This is a genomic window from Roseomonas gilardii, from assembly GCF_001941945.1.
GTDB lineage: Bacteria > Pseudomonadota > Alphaproteobacteria > Acetobacterales > Acetobacteraceae > Roseomonas.
The window spans coordinates 1545511-1559435 of the sequence record NZ_CP015583.1 but is presented as its reverse complement, the minus strand read 5'-3'; the positions used below and the strand labels follow the sequence as shown (position 1 = coordinate 1559435).

Below are 13925 nucleotides of genomic sequence, written 5' to 3'. Positions count from 1 at the left end.
CCCGTGCGGGAATGGGGGCCGTGGCGGCGGGGTTTCAACCCGCCGCCGCCTCACCTGCGCGTCAGCCGGCCCTTCTCAGCCGTCCAGGGCCGGCGCCGCGTCCTGGACGTGCAGAGAGGCGGAGACCGTGCCGTTCCAGCTTTCCGCACGCAGCGTGCCGCAGAGATGCAGGGGCAGGCCGCCGGAATTGAGCAGCAGATGCGCGAGCGGGCCTTCCTTGGCGCGGAAGCAGACGGCCTTCAGCCGCCCTCCCCCCTCGCCTTCCAGGAAGGCGCGGACGGTGCCGCCCTCCCGCCCCACACGGTCGGCGCGGACGATGCGGGCGCGGCGGATGGCGAAGACCGGTTCCTCGTTGCCGGGGCCGAAGGGCGCCAGCCGCCCGACCTCCGCCGCGAAGCCCGCCGTGGCCGCCTGGACGGTGATCGTGCCCTCCACCGAGAGGTCGGCGGCGGCGGGCAGGGTGTTGGCGTGGCCGAGGCGGTCGTGAAGGAAGGTGCGAACCTCCTCCATCCGCGCCGCCTCGAAGGAGAAGCCGGCCGCCATGGCGTGGCCGCCGCCGGTCAGCATCAGTCCGGACTGCCGCGCCGCGATCACCGCCGCGCCGAGATCCACCCCCGGCACCGAGCGGCCCGAGCCTCGCGCCAGCCCCTCGGCCAGCGAGGCCACCAGCGTCGGGCGGTTGAAGCGTTCCTTCACCCGCCCGGCCACGATGCCGACCACGCCGGGATGCCAGCCCTCGCCGCAGATCATCAGCACGGGGCTGCCCGCCTCGGCCTGCCGCTCCGCTTCGGCGAAGGCGCCGGTCAGGACATCGGCCTCCACCTCCTGCCGCTTGCGGTTCACCTCGTCCAGCCGCGCGGCGATGGCGCGGGCCTCGACCGGGTCGTCCAGCAGCAGCAGGCGCAGCGCCAGGTCGGGCTCGCCGATCCGGCCAGAGGCGTTGATGCGCGGGCCGAGCACGAAGCCGAGCGTATGGGCGGTGGGCGCCTCCTTCACCGCGGCCATTTCCAGCAGCGCGGCGATGCCGGCATGCTCGCGCCGGGCCATGACCTTCAGCCCCTGGGCCACCAGCGCCCGGTTCAGCCCGACCAGCGGCATGACGTCGCAGACCGTGGCCAGCGCCACGAGGTCCAGCAGCGCCAGCAGGCGCGGCTCCGACCGATGGGCGAAGAAGCCGCTGCGGCGCAGGACGCGCTGCAGCGCCACCGCCGCCAGGAAGCAGACGGCGGCGGCGCAGAGATGGCGCAGGCCGGAGGGGCAGTCGAGGCGGTTGGGGTTCACCACCGCCGCCACATCGGGCACCGGCCCCTCGGACTTGTGGTGGTCGAGGACCACCACATCCGCGCGGCCCCGTGCCGCCTCCAGCGCCTCATGCGCCGCGATGCCGCAATCGACGCAGACGATCAGCGTCGCGCCCCGGTCGCAGAGCCCGGCGATGGCCGGCCCGTTGGGGCCGTAGCCCTCCCGGATGCGGTCGGGGACGTAATGCGCGACCTCGCAGCCGAGTTCCCGCAGCACGCGCACGGTGAGCGCGCCGGCGCAGGCGCCGTCCACGTCGTAGTCGCCATAGACGGCCACCTGCTCGCCCCGGCGGACGGCATCGGCGAGCCGCGCCGCCGCCGCCTCCATGTCCTTCAGGCAGGAGGGGTCGGGCAGCAGCGCGCGCAGCGTCGGGTCGAGGAAGTCCGTCGCGGTGTCCGCCGTCACGCCCCGCCCGGCGAGCAGGCGGCCGACGATCTCGGGGAGTTCCAGGCGCTGCGCGATGGCGAGGCCCAGCCGCTCGTCGCCGCCGCGCCAGAGCCAGCGCCGGCCGGTGACGCTCTGCGCCACCCCCAGCACGGGCTCCGCCGCCGTCGCGGTCAGGCCCTCTGGCCCCATACCCTCAGGCAAAGAAGCTGCCGGGCTTGCGCTGGGAGTTGTGGTGGCCCTCGATGTAGCGGACCGTGCCGGTCTTGGAGCGCATGATGATGGAATGCGTCACCGCGCCGGTCTTGGTGCGGCGCACGCCGCGCAGGAAGGCGCCGGAGGTCACGCCGGTCGCGGCGAACATCACGTCGCCCTTGGCCATGTCCTCCACCAGGAACTTCCGGTGCGGGTCGGTGATGCCCATCTCCTTCGCGCGGGCGATCTGCGCGTCGTCCTCGTAGAGCAGGCGCCCCTGCATCTGGCCGCCGGTGCAGCGCAGCGCGGCGGCGGCCAGCACGCCCTCCGGCGCGCCGCCCGAGCCCATGTAGATGTCGATGCCCGAATCCTCCTGCGCGCAGGCCACCACGCCGGCCACGTCGCCATCCGGCAGCAGGGTGATGCGCGCGCCGGCGCGGCGGCAGGCCTCGATCAGCGGCTTGTGGCGGTCGCGGCCCAGGGTGCAGACCATCAGGTCGTTGATCGAGACCTTCTTGGCCTTGGCCAGCTCGCGCAGGTTCTCCTCCGGCGAGGCGTCGAGATCCACCACGCCTTCCGGCAGGCCCGGCCCGATGGCGAGCTTGTCCATGTAGATGTCGGGCGCGTGCAGGAAGCCGCCCTTCTCCGCCACGGCCAGCGTGGCGATGGAGTTCGGCCCGCCGGTGGCGCAGATGTTCGTGCCTTCCAGCGGGTCCACGGCGATGTCCATCTCCGGCCCGCCGAGGCCCACCTTCTCGCCGATGTAGAGCATCGGCGCCTCGTCCATCTCGCCCTCGCCGATCACCACGGTGCCGGCGATGGCGACCGCGTCGAAGGCGCGGCGCATGGCGTCCACCGCCGCGCCGTCGGCGGCGTTCTTGTCGCCGCGCCCGATCCAGGAGGAGCAGGCGAGCGCCGCCGCCTCGGTCACCCGGACCAGTTCCATGACCAGGTTGCGGTCCGCCTTCAGGGACATGCCGCTTTCGCTCATCGCTTCCCGCTCTCCTCAGAAACTCTCGATCCGGATCAGCGCCGGGGATTCCAGCACCGTCTCCAAAGCCTCGATCCGCGCGATGGCCTTGCGCATCGCGCGTTCCGACGAATCATGCGTGGTCAGCACCACGGGCACGGCCTCGCCCGGGGCGCGGCCGCGCTGCAGCATGGATTCCAGGCTGATCCCGGAATCGCGCAGCGCGCCGGTCACGTCGGCGATCACGCCGGGGCGGTCCACCACCATCAGGCGCAGGTAGTAGGCGCCGGTGCGCTCCTCCATCGGCAGGGAGGGCAGCGGGGCGAGGTCGTCGAGCCCGGCGCCCCAGACGGGCGTGTGCCGGTTGCGCGCGATGTCGATCAGGTCGGCCACCACGGCCGAGGCGGTCGGCCCGGCGCCGGCGCCGCGGCCTTCGAGCACCACGCGGCCCACGAAGTCGCCCTCCGCCACCACGGCGTTGAAGACGCCGTCCACGCGGGCCAGCGGGAAGGCGGCGGGGACCATGCAGGGATGCACGCGCGTCTCCACGCCGCGATCGGTGCAGCGGGCGAGGCCCAGCAGCTTGATGCGGTAGCCGAGCTCCTCGGCCAGCTTGATGTCGAGCGCGGTGATGTTGCGGATGCCCTCGACATGCACGGCGGAGAAGTCCACCGGGCGGCCGAAGGCGAGCGCCGCCAGGATCGCCAGCTTGTGCGCCGCGTCCACGCCGTCGATGTCGAAGGAGGGATCGGCCTCGGCATAGCCGAGGCGCTGCGCGTCGGCGAGCGCCTCGGCGAATTCCCGCCCGCGCTCGCGCATCTGCGTCAGGATGTAGTTGCAGGTGCCGTTCAGGATGCCGGTGACGCGCTGGAAGCGGTTGGCCGCCAGCCCCTCGCGCAGCGCCTTGATGACCGGGATGCCGCCGGCGACCGCCGCCTCGAAGGCCAGCGGCACGCCCTGCATCTCCGCCGAACGGGCGAGGGCGGCGCCATGGACGGCGAGCAGCGCCTTGTTCGCCGTCACCACCGGCTTGCCGGCGGCCAGCGCGGCCTCGACCGCGGCGCGGGCCGCGCCCTCGGAGCCGCCGATGGCTTCGACCACCACGTCCACCGCCGGGTCATGCGCCAGCGCGACCGGGTCGTCGTACCAGCGCAGCCCGTCCAGCGGGATGCCGCGGTCGCGCGAGCGGTCGCGCGCCGCCACGGCGGTCACGGCGATGGGACGGCCGGCGCGGGCGGCGATCAGCTCGGCATTGGTGCGCAGGATCTGCAGCGTGCCCGCGCCGACGGTGCCGAGACCGGCCAGGGCGACGGAAAGGGGACGGGTCAAGCGCGCACGAGCTCCGCGGAAGTGTCGGTCGAGGGGCCGCCGTCGCCCGAGCCGGGCGCGGGTCCACCGTTGTCGGCGGCCAGGAAGGAGCGGATGCCGCGCAGGGCCTGGCGGATGCGCTGGGCGTTCTCCACCGTGGCGATGCGGACATGGCCGTCGCCGTACTCGCCGAAGCCGATGCCGGGGGCGACGGCGACCTTGGCCCTGGCCAGCAGCAGCTTGGAGAATTCCACCGAGCCGAGATGGGCGAAGCGCTCCGGGATCGGCGCCCAGACGAACATCGAGCCCTCCGGCATCGGCACGTCCCAGCCCGCCTGCTTCAGCCCCTTGACCAGCAGGTCGCGCCGGTCGCGGTACAGGGTGCGCATCTCGGCCACGCAATCCTGCGGCCCGTTCAGCGCGGCGGTGGCGGCGACCTGGATCGGGGTGAAGGCGCCGTAGTCGAGATAGGACTTCACCCGCGTCAGCGCGGCGATCAGCTTGCGGTTGCCGGCGGCGAAGCCCATGCGCCAGCCGGGCATGTTGTAGGTCTTGCTCATGGAGGTGAACTCCACGGCCACGTCCTTGGCGCCCGGGACCTCCAGGATCGAGGGGGGGATCTTGTCGCCGAAATACAGCTCGGCATAGGCGAGGTCGGAGAGCACGTAGAAGCCGTGCTTCCGCGCCATGGCCACGACCTCCCGGTAGAAGTCGAGATCGGCCAGCAGCGCCGTCGGGTTGGAGGGGAAGTTCACGATCAGCGCGGTGGGCGCGGGCACGGAATGGCGCACCGCGCGGTCGATGGCGCGCAGCATCTCCTCGTCGGGCGTGTGCGGGATCGAGCGCACCGAGGCGCCGGCGATGATGAAGCCGAACTGGTGGATCGGGTAGGAGGGGTTCGGCACCAGGATCGTGTCGCCGGGCGAGGTGATGGCCTGGGCGAGATTCGCCAGCCCTTCCTTCGAGCCCAGCGTGGCCACGACCTCGGTCTCCGGGTCGAGCTGCACGTTGAAGCGGCGGGCGTAGTAGTTCGCCAGCGCCTTGCGCAGACCGGGGATGCCCTTGGAGGCCGAGTAGCGGTGGGTGCGCGGGTCCTGCACCGCCTCCACCAGCTTGGCCACGATATGTGGCGGCGTGGGGCTGTCGGGATTGCCCATGCCGAGGTCCACGATGTCCTCCGCGGCGGCACGCGCCTTGGCCTTGGCGCCGTTCACCTCGGCGAAGACATAGGGGGGAAGGCGGCGGATGCGGTGGAAGTCGTCACTCATGGGTGTAGCCCTTCGGGCCCTCAATTCCTCGGAGCGGCCAGGGTAGCCCTCCTCGCGCCGCAGCGCGAGGCCATCGCGCGACGCGTCTGCCGCGTGGCCGCCCCGCGCCGTCCCTCCCCGGGGGGAATGGCGGGCGGGGCGGGCCAGCGGGGCGGGTTTCCGGCTAGGGATTCGCCGGTTTCGGCGTGGCGGAGGGGGCCAGCAGATCCGCGGGCGGCGGGGCCGGGGGCGCGGGCGCCAGGGTGGGCGCGGGCGGCGGCGCCAGCATCTCGGTGGGCGGGGCCGGGGGCGGCGCGCTGCCGGGATCGGGCGCGCCGGTGCGCAGCACGGAGGTGGGGGGGCTGGGGCCGATGGCCGGGGCCGAGGCCAGGCGCGGCGGCGGCGGCGGGCTGTGCGGCACCTGGTTCGCACCCGGCGCGGGCGGCGGCTCGGGCACCGGGGCGTCGGGCGAGATGGGCTGCGACGCCGCGGCGCGGTTGGCGGCGAGCGCGGTGGTCAGTTGCTCGCGCACCGAGGCCTCCCCCCGGGCCGGGCGGGGGGGGATGCGGGCGAGGTTGGGGAAGCCTTCCTCCAGGCCCGGCGGCGCCTCGCGCCCGCTCAGCCCGTTGCCGCGGATCTCGCGCACGAAGTCGAAGGGCCCCTCGCCCGGCGAGCCGACGCAGGCGCCCAGCGGCACCAGGCAGCCCAGCAGGACGAGCGGGCGCAGGCGCCGTCCTTGCCGCAGCGCCAAAAGCGGCGCGGCTGCTTGCCGCCCCTGCCCACGCAACCTAGGTTTGATCGGCTTGTGGATCATCTGCACTTCCCGCCCGGCCGGGTTCCCGCGGGGCATTCCCATCGGTCCATACCCTTCGGACCGAGGTTTGCCGCAGAACCGGCGAAGCGTGAAGCCATCGGATGCCGCAGGCCGGGAGAGCACCAGGAACACGCCGATGAGCCAGAGTGACAAGACGCCCGATCCTGGTTTCCGCCTGCCGGACCCGGCGCTGGTGACACGAACCATGGCCGATGTCGCGGAGCGCAGCCAGCGCATCGTGGCCGACTTCGTCCGCCGGCAGGGCGACAGCGCGGAGAAGCTGGCCGGCCGCACCGGCGGCACGCCCCAGGTGGAGGGCGGGACGCCGCTCGATCCCTTCAACCTCGGCGGCGCCTTCATGGAGATGGCGAGCCGGCTGATGGCCAACCCGGCCCGGCTGATGCAGGCCCAGATGGGCTTCTGGCAGGACTACCTGACCCTCTGGGGCAACACCGCGCGCCGCATGATGGGGGGCGAGGTCAAGCCGGTCATCTCCGAGGACAGCAAGGACAAGCGCTTCAAGGACGATGCCTGGCGCGAGAACGAGGTCTTCGACTTCATCAAGCAGTCCTACCTGCTGTCGGCGCGGTACATGCAGAACGTGGTGCGCGGCACGGAGGGCGAGCTCGACCCGAAGAACGCCCAGAAGGTCGATTTCTACACGCGGCAGTTCGTGGATGCGATGAGCCCGACGAACTTCCTGATGACCAACCCCCAGGTGCTGCGCCGCACCGCCGAGACCGGCGGCGAGAACCTGTTGAAGGGCCTGACCAACCTCCTGACCGACCTGGAGCGTGGCAAGGGCAACCTGCGCATCAGCATGACCGACCGCAGCAAGTTCGCGATCGGCGAGAACATCGCGGTGACGCCGGGCAAGGTGGTGTATCGCAACGAGCTGATGGAGCTGATCCAGTACAGCCCTACCACGGAGAAGGTGCTCAAGCGGCCGCTGCTGCTGCTGCCGCCCTGGATCAACAAGTTCTACATCCTCGACCTGCGGCCGAAGAACTCCCTCATCCGCTGGGCGGTGTCGCAGGGGCATACGGTCTTCGTCTGCTCCTGGGTCAATCCGGACGAGCACCTCGCGGAGAAGGATTTCGAGGACTACATGAAGGAGGGCCCCTATGCCGCGCTGGACGCGATCCAGCAGGCGACGGGGGAGCGCAACGTCAACGCCATCGGCTACTGCCTCGGCGGCACGCTGCTGGCCGCGACGCTCGCGCATATGGCGGCGAAGCGCGACACGCGCATCAAGAGCGCCACCTTCTTCACCACCATGACGGATTTCGAGGAGGCGGGCGAGATCAGCGTCTTCATCGACGAGGTGCAGCTCAAGGCCGTCGAGCAGAAGATGGGCGAGCGGGGCTTCCTCGCGGGCGGGGAGATGGCGAACACCTTCAACATGCTCCGCGCCAACGACCTGATCTGGAGCTTCGTGGTCCAGAACTACCTGCTGGGGCAGGAGCCCTTCCCCTTCGACCTGCTGTTCTGGAACGACGACAGCACGCGCATGCCGGCGAAGATGCACAGCTTCTACCTGCGCCGCATGTATCAGCAGAACGACCTGGTGAAGCCGGGCGGGATCACGCTGGACGGGGTGCCGATCGACCTGCGGAAGATCAAGATCCCCGTCTATCTGCTCTCGACGCGCGAGGACCATATCGCGCCCTGGAAAAGCACCTATCGCGCGACGCAGATCTATGGCGGGCCGATCCGCTTCGTGCTCGCCGCCTCGGGCCATATCGCCGGGGTGGTGAACGCGCCCGAGAGCGGCAAGTACAGCCACTGGACCAACGAGGCTCTGCCCGCCGATCCGGAGGAATGGCTGGAGGGGGCCACGGAGCTCGCCGGCTCCTGGTGGCCGGACTGGCAGCGCTGGGTCACGGGGCTGGACAACGCCATGGTGCCCGCCCGCGAGCCGGGGGCCGGGAAGCTGCCGGCCCTGGCCGATGCGCCCGGCGACTATGTGAAGGTGATGGCGCAGGACTGACCCCGGCGCCCTGGCGGCCGGGGGTTCCGCCCCGGCCGGAATCCCCGACGGTCAGAACCCGGGCGAGGACCGGAAGGAATCGTCCTCCAGCCCGCGCGTGCCGGTCAGGGAGGGATCGGCGGCGGGCTGAACCACCCAGCCATTCACCGAATCCAGCCGCGCCACCTCCTGCGCCAGGGCACCAAGCGCGATCTCGCTGTTCGGCAGGGGCCCCGGGTCGCGCAGCCGGGCGATCACCCGCTCCCCGCCATTGCGGAAGCGGCGCTCGTCCTCCAGCAAAGCCTGGGCGCGCGTTTCCTGGCCGTCGGCCAGTTCCCGCGCGACATCGGCCATGACCGTGGCCGCTTCCGGCCCGGTCACTTCCGGCTGGATGCCGAGGGCGTTCCGCACCTCGTCGCGGGCGGTATAGACAACCTGCTTCACCCCCGGGGAGACCGGGTTCCAACGCGGATTGCCGGCGAGGTCCGTGCAGAGCCATTCCAGCATCGCCGCGGCCCGGGCCATCCGTTCCGGATGGCCGCGCAGCGCGGCGGCGCCGTTGCGGAAGGACTCGTCGAGTTCCCGGATCGCCTGCCGCCCCTGGTCGGGGCCGGTCAGCAGGCCGGGCGGCGGCGAAATCGGCCGGCGCGGCGTGCGCAGCTCCGCACAGGCGGCGAGCGGCAGCAGGGCCAGCAGCAGGAGTCGTCGTTGCATAGGGTGTCTTCCCATCCCCGGCACGGCTCGGCAACCGCGCTCCCACGTCCGTCTCAGGAGCCGGGGCCGCTGTCCAGATCCTTGGCTGCCCGCAGCAGGGCGAGGTTGGCCTCCGGCAGGTCCGGCAGCCGGGCGAGGCGCCGCAGCGTGTCCGGGGCGAAGACCGGCGGCGGCAGGGCGCGACGCGCCGCTTCCTCGTCGCCCCGGGCCAGCGCCGCCGCCGCATCGGCCAGCCCGGCCATCACCATGGTCCCCGGTGCCCCGGGCTGGATTCCGAGCGCGGCGCGGAGGTTGTCGCGCGCCGCCAGCATGGCGGGGATGGTGATGGGGTTGCTGTGGGTGAAGGCGAGGTCGTGCGGCATCGCCGCCGCCAGCCATTCCAGCCGGATCGCGGCGATGGCGGCCTCGGCCGGCTTGCCCGCCACGATGCGCGTGTCGCGGAAGACCGGCATCGCGCCGTAGATCGAGGCGATGGCCGGGTCCTGCCCCGTCGCGGCGATGGGCGGCAGGGCGGGGGCGTTGCTTTCCGTGGCGCAGGCGGCGAGGCCGGCGAGCAGGAGAAGCGCCGGGGGGCGCAGATGCCTCACTCCAGGCTCTGCGCCAGACTCTGGCGGTGCCGTCCGGACAGTTCCACGTAGTGCGGGGCGGTGCGGGCGAAGATCGCCAGATCCTCCTCCGTCCGCTGCCGCGCCAGGCGCGCGGGCGAGCCGAGCCAGAGCTCGTTGCTGCGGATCACCTTGCCCGGCGCGAGCAGGCCGCCCGCGCCGATCATGCCGCCCGTCTCGATCACCGCGCGGTCCAGCACCGTGGCGCCCATGCCGACGAAGGCGCCGTCCTCCAGCGTGCAGGCATGGATGATGCAGGCATGGCCGATCGTGACATCGGCGCCGATCCGCGTCGGCTCCCCGGCATTGAGGTGGACGATTGTGCCGTCCTGGACATTGGAGCGGGCGCCGACCGTGATCGCGGCGGTGTCGCCGCGCAGCACGCAGTTGTACCAGATGCTCGCCCCCTCCCCGATCTCCACATCGCCGATCACCACGGCGGTGGGGGCGATCCAGGCGGTGGGGTGGATGCGGGGGAGTTTACCCTCGAAGGGGAGGATGTGGCCTGTGTGGCCGCTCATGCCGCCCGGCCCAGCCGCGCCTCGACATCGAGGCCCAGCATCAGGCCGAGGTTCTGGACGGCCGCGCCCGAGGCGCCCTTGCCGAGATTGTCCAGCCGCGCCACCAGCACCGCCTGCTGCCGGGCCTCGTTGCCGAAGACCCGGAGTTCCAGCCCGTTGGTGTCGTTCAGGGCCTCGGCCTCCAGCTTGCCATTCGCCTCGGCGGGCAGGACGCGGACCCAGGGGGAGCCGGCGTAGTGCGCCTCCAGCACTTCGCGCAGGCGGGCCGGCGAGGGCGTGCCCGGCAGCATGTCAAGATGCAGCGGGATGGAGACCAGCATGCCCTGCCGGAAATGCCCCACGCTCGGGACGAAGAGCGGGCGGCGCGTCAGGCCGGAATAGCGCTGCAGCTCGGCCACGTGCTTGTGTTCCAGCGCCAGGCCGTAGAGCTCGAAATTCGGCGCCTTGCCGCCCTCGTGCTCGGCGATCATCGCCTTGCCGCCGCCGGAATAGCCGGAGACGGCGTTTACCGTGACCGGGTAGTCCGCCGGGATGAGGCCGGCATCGAGCAGCGGCCGCAGCAGCGCGATGCCGCCGGTGGGGTAGCAGCCGGGGTTGCTCACGCGCGGGGCCTGGGCCACGGCGGTCGCCTGCTGCGGCGAGAGCTCGGGGAAGCCATAGACCCAGTCCGGGTCCACCCGGTGGGCGGTCGAGGCGTCCAGGACCTTGGGCGCGTCGGTGCCGAGGGAGGCCGCCATGGCGGCGCTTTCCTTCGCCGCGTCGTCGGGCAGGCAGAGCACCACCGCATCCACCTCGGCCATCAGGGCGCGCTTGGCCTCCGGGTCCTTGCGGCGCTCCGCCGGCAGGGAACGGAGCGCGACGCCCGGCAGGTTCTGCAGGCGCTCGACGATCTGCAGCCCCGTGGTGCCGGACTCGCCGTCCACGAAGACGGACGGCAGGGAACCCTTGGCCATGCGGAGAACTCCTCTCGCTCTCGGATGCAGCACGGTGATGACGCAGGCACCGCGCCGGAACAACGGACAAGAACGTGAAAAAGGGCGGCCCCAGCGGGACCGCCCTTTTCCGGAACCAGATACGGCCCGGGCGCCAACCGGCGCCCGCCCCCGGTCAGCGCTTGCTGAACTGGAAGGAGCGTCGGGCCTTGGCCTTGCCGTACTTCTTGCGCTCGACCACGCGCGGGTCGCGGGTCAGGAAGCCGGCCTTCTTCAGGATCGGGCGCAGGGCGGGCTCGTAGTGGGTGAGCGCGCGGCTGACGCCGAGGCGCACCGCGCCGGCCTGGCCGGACAGGCCACCGCCGACCACCGTGCAGATCACGTCGAACTGCTGGTAGCGGTCCGCCACCAGGAAGGGCTGGGCGATCAGCATCCGCAGCACCGGGCGGGCGAAGTACTTCGCCTGGGCGCGGCCATTGACCTGAACCTCGCCCTTGCCGGGCTTCAGCCAGACGCGGGCGATGGCGTTCTTGCGGCGGCCGGTGGCGTAGGCGCGGCCCTGGGCGTCGCGCTTCGGCTCACGGGTCGCGGCGGCCGTGGTGCCCTCGCCGGCCGGGGTGCCGGCGACGAGGGTCTTGAGGTCGGCGAGGGAATTCGTGGACTGGGTGTCGCTCACGGTCAGGCCACCTTGTTCTTGCGGTTCAGCGCCGCGATGTCGACCTTCGACGGCGTCTGGCCGGCGTGCGGGTGCTCGCCACCGGCATAGACGTGGAGGTTGCGCATCTGCTGGCGGCCGAGGGGGCCACGGGTGATCATGCGCTCCACGGCCTTCTCGATCACGCGCTCGGGGAAACGGCCCTCGAGGCGCTCACGCACCGTGCGGCCCTTGATGCCGCCGGCGTAGCCGGTGTGCCAGTAGAACACGGACTGCTCGGCCTTGGCGCCGGTGACGCGGACCTTGTCGGCGTTGACGATCACGACGTGATCGCCGCAATCGACATGCGGGGTGAAGGTGGGCTTGTGCTTGCCGCGGAGGCGATTGGCGACCAGGGCGGCGAGACGGCCGAGCACGAGGCCCTCCGCGTCGATCAGCACCCAGTCCTTCTTGACCTCCGCCGGCTTGATCGAGCGGGTCTGCGTCGAGAGCATGGCGATCCAGATGGTTCAGTAAGAGTGGCGCGGCATATCGCCGTCCTGGCGCTGTAAGTCAAGCCAAATCAGGGTTTTTCCGGTGTGGTATTTTAATACCACAAATCCGGCGGCATTTCGTTACCACAAATTCGGCGCCTTTCCCGCTGCCGGAACGCGGGGCCGTGGCCATGTCCATGCGCGTGAAGCGCGCCCTCCTCCTGCTGCTGTTGCCGCTCGCCCTGCTGGGGGTGGCGCTGGCGGGATTCCTCCGCCTTCCCCCGGCCTGGGACCCTTTCGCGCCCCTGGACCTGCGCGCCGCGCCCAACCCGATGAGCCGGTTCAAGCTGGCGCAGATGAAGTGGCAGCCGGACCGCTGCTTCGCCGCCTTCGAGGCCGCCGGAATCCCCGTCCGCCGCGTCGCGGACCAGCCGTCCGACGAGGGCTGCGAGATCCTGGAGGCGCTGCGGCTGGATTTCGGGCCGGCGCTCGCCCCGGCGGCGCCGATGGCGACCTGCGCGCTGGGCGCGTCCTGGGCCATCTATGTCAATGCCGTCCTCCAGCCGGTCGCGCGGGAGCATCTGGGGCAGGAGGTCGTGCGCATCCGGCAGCTCGGCACCTATGCCTGCCGCGCCGTGCGCGGCGGCCGGGGGGACGGCACGCGTCGCAGCCAGCACGCCACGGCCAATGCCCTTGATGTGGCGGGCTTCGTACTGGCAGACGGGCGCGAGGTGTCGCTGGCCCGCGACTGGGACGATCCCGGGCCGCGCGGCGCCTTCCTGCACGCGGCGCGCGACGGCGCCTGCCGTGTCTTCGACGCCGTCCTGGGACCGGAGTACAACGCCTTGCACCGCGACCACTTCCACCTCGACCGCGGCCCGTGGCGAGCCTGCCGGTGAGTGCCACGCTGCGTCCCGGAGATGGTCCCGTCACGGTGATCGGCGCCTCCGGCCGTTCCGGCGCCACGCTCTGCCGCTCCCTGGCCGCTGACGGCATCCCCGTCATCCCCGTGGTGCGGAACCCGGAACGCTGGGCCGCCACCGGCCTGCCCGGCACGCCGCGCGTCGCCGACCTGAAGGATGCCGCGGCCCTGCGCGCCGCGCTGGCGGATGCCACGCGCATCGTGTCCGGCGCCCATGCCCGGCATGCCCCGGCGATCCTCGCCGCCGCGCCGCCGGCGGCGCGGATCGTGCTGATGGGCAGCACGCGCCGCTTCTCCCGCTGGGCGGATGCGCATGGCGACGGCGTGCGGGCCGGCGAGGCGGCGCTGCTGGCCAGCGGGTGGAACGGCGTGATCCTGCACCCCACGATGATCTATGGCGCCCAGGGGGAGGACAACGTGCAGCGCCTGGCCGCGCTGATGCGGCGCCTGCCCGTCGCGCCCCTGCCCGGCGGCGGGCGGGCGCTGGTGCAGCCGATCCACCAGGACGACGTGACCGCCAGCCTGCGCGCCGCGCTGGCGCGGGACTGGGAGGCGCCCCGAGCGCTGGTGATCGCCGGGCCGGAGGCGCTGCGCTATGCCGATTTCCTGCGGGCGGTGTGCCGTGCCGCCGGGGTGCGGGTGCCGCCGGTCCTGCCCGTGCCGCTGGCGCCGCTGCTGGCGCTGTCCCCCCTCACCCGGCTGCTGCCCTTCCTGCCCACCGTGCGGGCGAGCGAGCTGCGGCGGCTGACGGAGGACAAGGGCTTCGACATCGGGCCGATGCGGGCGGAGCTGGGGGTCGAGCCGCGTCCGCTGGAGGCGGGGCTGGCGAGCACCTTCGGGCGGGGGTGAGGTGGCGATGCGCCCGGCGGCCGCTCTTGCCTCCACCCCGGGCCGGCTCCAAACCTCGGGGCGAA

General features: G+C 72.3%; 14 protein-coding genes. 3 read left to right on the top strand and 11 right to left on the bottom strand.

Going from position 1 to position 13925, the window contains the following annotated elements:
- Nucleotides 1-75: 75 nt before the first annotated feature.
- From recJ to RGI145_RS26080, 5 genes are all read right to left on the bottom strand, one after another.
- Nucleotides 76-1878, bottom strand: coding sequence for a single-stranded-DNA-specific exonuclease RecJ (gene recJ, locus RGI145_RS07045; protein ID WP_075797804.1), 1803 nt, complete (start codon nt 1876-1878; stop codon nt 76-78).
- Between the two features lie 4 nt (nt 1879-1882).
- A complete protein-coding gene (gene glpX, locus RGI145_RS07040) occupies nt 1883-2872 on the bottom strand; it encodes a class II fructose-bisphosphatase (RefSeq protein WP_075797803.1) in 990 nt (329 codons plus the stop codon).
- 15 nt (nt 2873-2887) lie between these two features.
- Nucleotides 2888-4180 (bottom strand): homoserine dehydrogenase, encoded by a 1293-nt coding sequence (locus RGI145_RS07035; protein ID WP_075797802.1) that lies wholly within the window; start codon nt 4178-4180, stop codon nt 2888-2890.
- Nucleotides 4177-5427: an LL-diaminopimelate aminotransferase gene (locus tag RGI145_RS07030; protein ID WP_075797801.1), complete on the bottom strand. Its 1251-nt coding sequence runs from the start codon at nt 5425-5427 to the stop codon at nt 4177-4179. The genes RGI145_RS07035 and RGI145_RS07030 overlap by 4 nt, the downstream gene beginning before the upstream one ends.
- Before the next feature lie 163 nt (nt 5428-5590).
- A complete protein-coding gene (locus RGI145_RS26080) occupies nt 5591-6220 on the bottom strand; it encodes a hypothetical protein (RefSeq protein WP_156878460.1) in 630 nt (209 codons plus the stop codon).
- A 136-nt stretch (nt 6221-6356) separates the two neighbouring features.
- Here RGI145_RS26080 and RGI145_RS07020 point away from each other — a divergent pair, with 136 nt between their 5' ends.
- The gene (locus RGI145_RS07020; protein ID WP_075797799.1) at nt 6357-8210 is read left to right on the top strand and encodes a PHA/PHB synthase family protein; all 1854 of its coding nucleotides are present in this window, start codon (nt 6357-6359) and stop codon (nt 8208-8210) included.
- Nucleotides 8211-8261: 51 nt separating this feature from the next.
- On the opposite strand, the gene RGI145_RS07015 is transcribed toward RGI145_RS07020, so the two are convergent.
- From RGI145_RS07015 to rplM, 6 genes are all read right to left on the bottom strand, one after another.
- The gene (locus RGI145_RS07015) at nt 8262-8903 is read right to left on the bottom strand and encodes a hypothetical protein (protein ID WP_075797798.1); all 642 of its coding nucleotides are present in this window, start codon (nt 8901-8903) and stop codon (nt 8262-8264) included.
- 53 nt (nt 8904-8956) lie between these two features.
- On the bottom strand, nt 8957-9490 hold the full coding sequence (locus tag RGI145_RS07010) for a hypothetical protein (RefSeq protein WP_075797797.1): 534 nt from the start codon (nt 9488-9490) through the stop codon (nt 8957-8959).
- Complete coding sequence (locus RGI145_RS07005) at nt 9487-10029, bottom strand: gamma carbonic anhydrase family protein (protein WP_075797796.1); 543 nt, start codon at nt 10027-10029, stop codon at nt 9487-9489. Before RGI145_RS07005 ends, RGI145_RS07010 begins: the two co-directional genes overlap by 4 nt.
- Nucleotides 10026-10982 carry an N-acetyl-gamma-glutamyl-phosphate reductase gene (gene argC / locus RGI145_RS07000; RefSeq protein WP_075797795.1) on the bottom strand — a complete coding sequence of 319 codons (957 nt, stop codon included), beginning with the start codon at nt 10980-10982 and terminating at the stop codon, nt 10026-10028. The genes RGI145_RS07005 and argC overlap by 4 nt, the downstream gene beginning before the upstream one ends.
- Before the next feature lie 154 nt (nt 10983-11136).
- Nucleotides 11137-11637: a 30S ribosomal protein S9 gene (gene rpsI, locus RGI145_RS06995; protein WP_075797794.1), complete on the bottom strand. Its 501-nt coding sequence runs from the start codon at nt 11635-11637 to the stop codon at nt 11137-11139.
- Between the two features lie 2 nt (nt 11638-11639).
- The gene (rplM, locus tag RGI145_RS06990) at nt 11640-12110 is read right to left on the bottom strand and encodes a 50S ribosomal protein L13 (RefSeq protein ID WP_075797793.1); all 471 of its coding nucleotides are present in this window, start codon (nt 12108-12110) and stop codon (nt 11640-11642) included.
- Between the two features lie 170 nt (nt 12111-12280).
- Between rplM and RGI145_RS06985 the strand changes: the two genes are divergently transcribed.
- Together RGI145_RS06985 and RGI145_RS06980 are read left to right on the top strand one after the other, a co-directional pair.
- Nucleotides 12281-12988, top strand: coding sequence for an extensin-like domain-containing protein (locus RGI145_RS06985; protein WP_237183277.1), 708 nt, complete (start codon nt 12281-12283; stop codon nt 12986-12988).
- Nucleotides 12985-13860 (top strand): SDR family oxidoreductase, encoded by an 876-nt coding sequence (locus tag RGI145_RS06980; protein WP_075799906.1) that lies wholly within the window; start codon nt 12985-12987, stop codon nt 13858-13860. The genes RGI145_RS06985 and RGI145_RS06980 overlap by 4 nt, the downstream gene beginning before the upstream one ends.
- The last annotated feature ends 65 nt before the right edge of the window (nt 13861-13925 follow it).

Coding starts and splice junctions, on each gene's coding strand:
- recJ (WP_075797804.1), bottom strand. CDS start 1,878: ATGGGGCCAGAGGGCCTGACCGCGACGGCGGCGGAGCCCGTGCTGGGG.
- glpX (WP_075797803.1), bottom strand. CDS start 2,872: ATGAGCGAAAGCGGCATGTCCCTGAAGGCGGACCGCAACCTGGTCATG.
- RGI145_RS07030 (WP_075797801.1), bottom strand. CDS start 5,427: ATGAGTGACGACTTCCACCGCATCCGCCGCCTTCCCCCCTATGTCTTC.
- RGI145_RS26080 (WP_156878460.1), bottom strand. CDS start 6,220: ATGATCCACAAGCCGATCAAACCTAGGTTGCGTGGGCAGGGGCGGCAA.
- RGI145_RS07020 (WP_075797799.1), top strand. CDS start 6,357: ATGAGCCAGAGTGACAAGACGCCCGATCCTGGTTTCCGCCTGCCGGAC.
- RGI145_RS07015 (WP_075797798.1), bottom strand. CDS start 8,903: ATGCAACGACGACTCCTGCTGCTGGCCCTGCTGCCGCTCGCCGCCTGT.
- RGI145_RS07005 (WP_075797796.1), bottom strand. CDS start 10,029: ATGAGCGGCCACACAGGCCACATCCTCCCCTTCGAGGGTAAACTCCCC.
- argC (WP_075797795.1), bottom strand. CDS start 10,982: ATGGCCAAGGGTTCCCTGCCGTCCGTCTTCGTGGACGGCGAGTCCGGC.
- rplM (WP_075797793.1), bottom strand. CDS start 12,110: ATGCTCTCGACGCAGACCCGCTCGATCAAGCCGGCGGAGGTCAAGAAG.
- RGI145_RS06985 (WP_237183277.1), top strand. CDS start 12,281: ATGTCCATGCGCGTGAAGCGCGCCCTCCTCCTGCTGCTGTTGCCGCTC.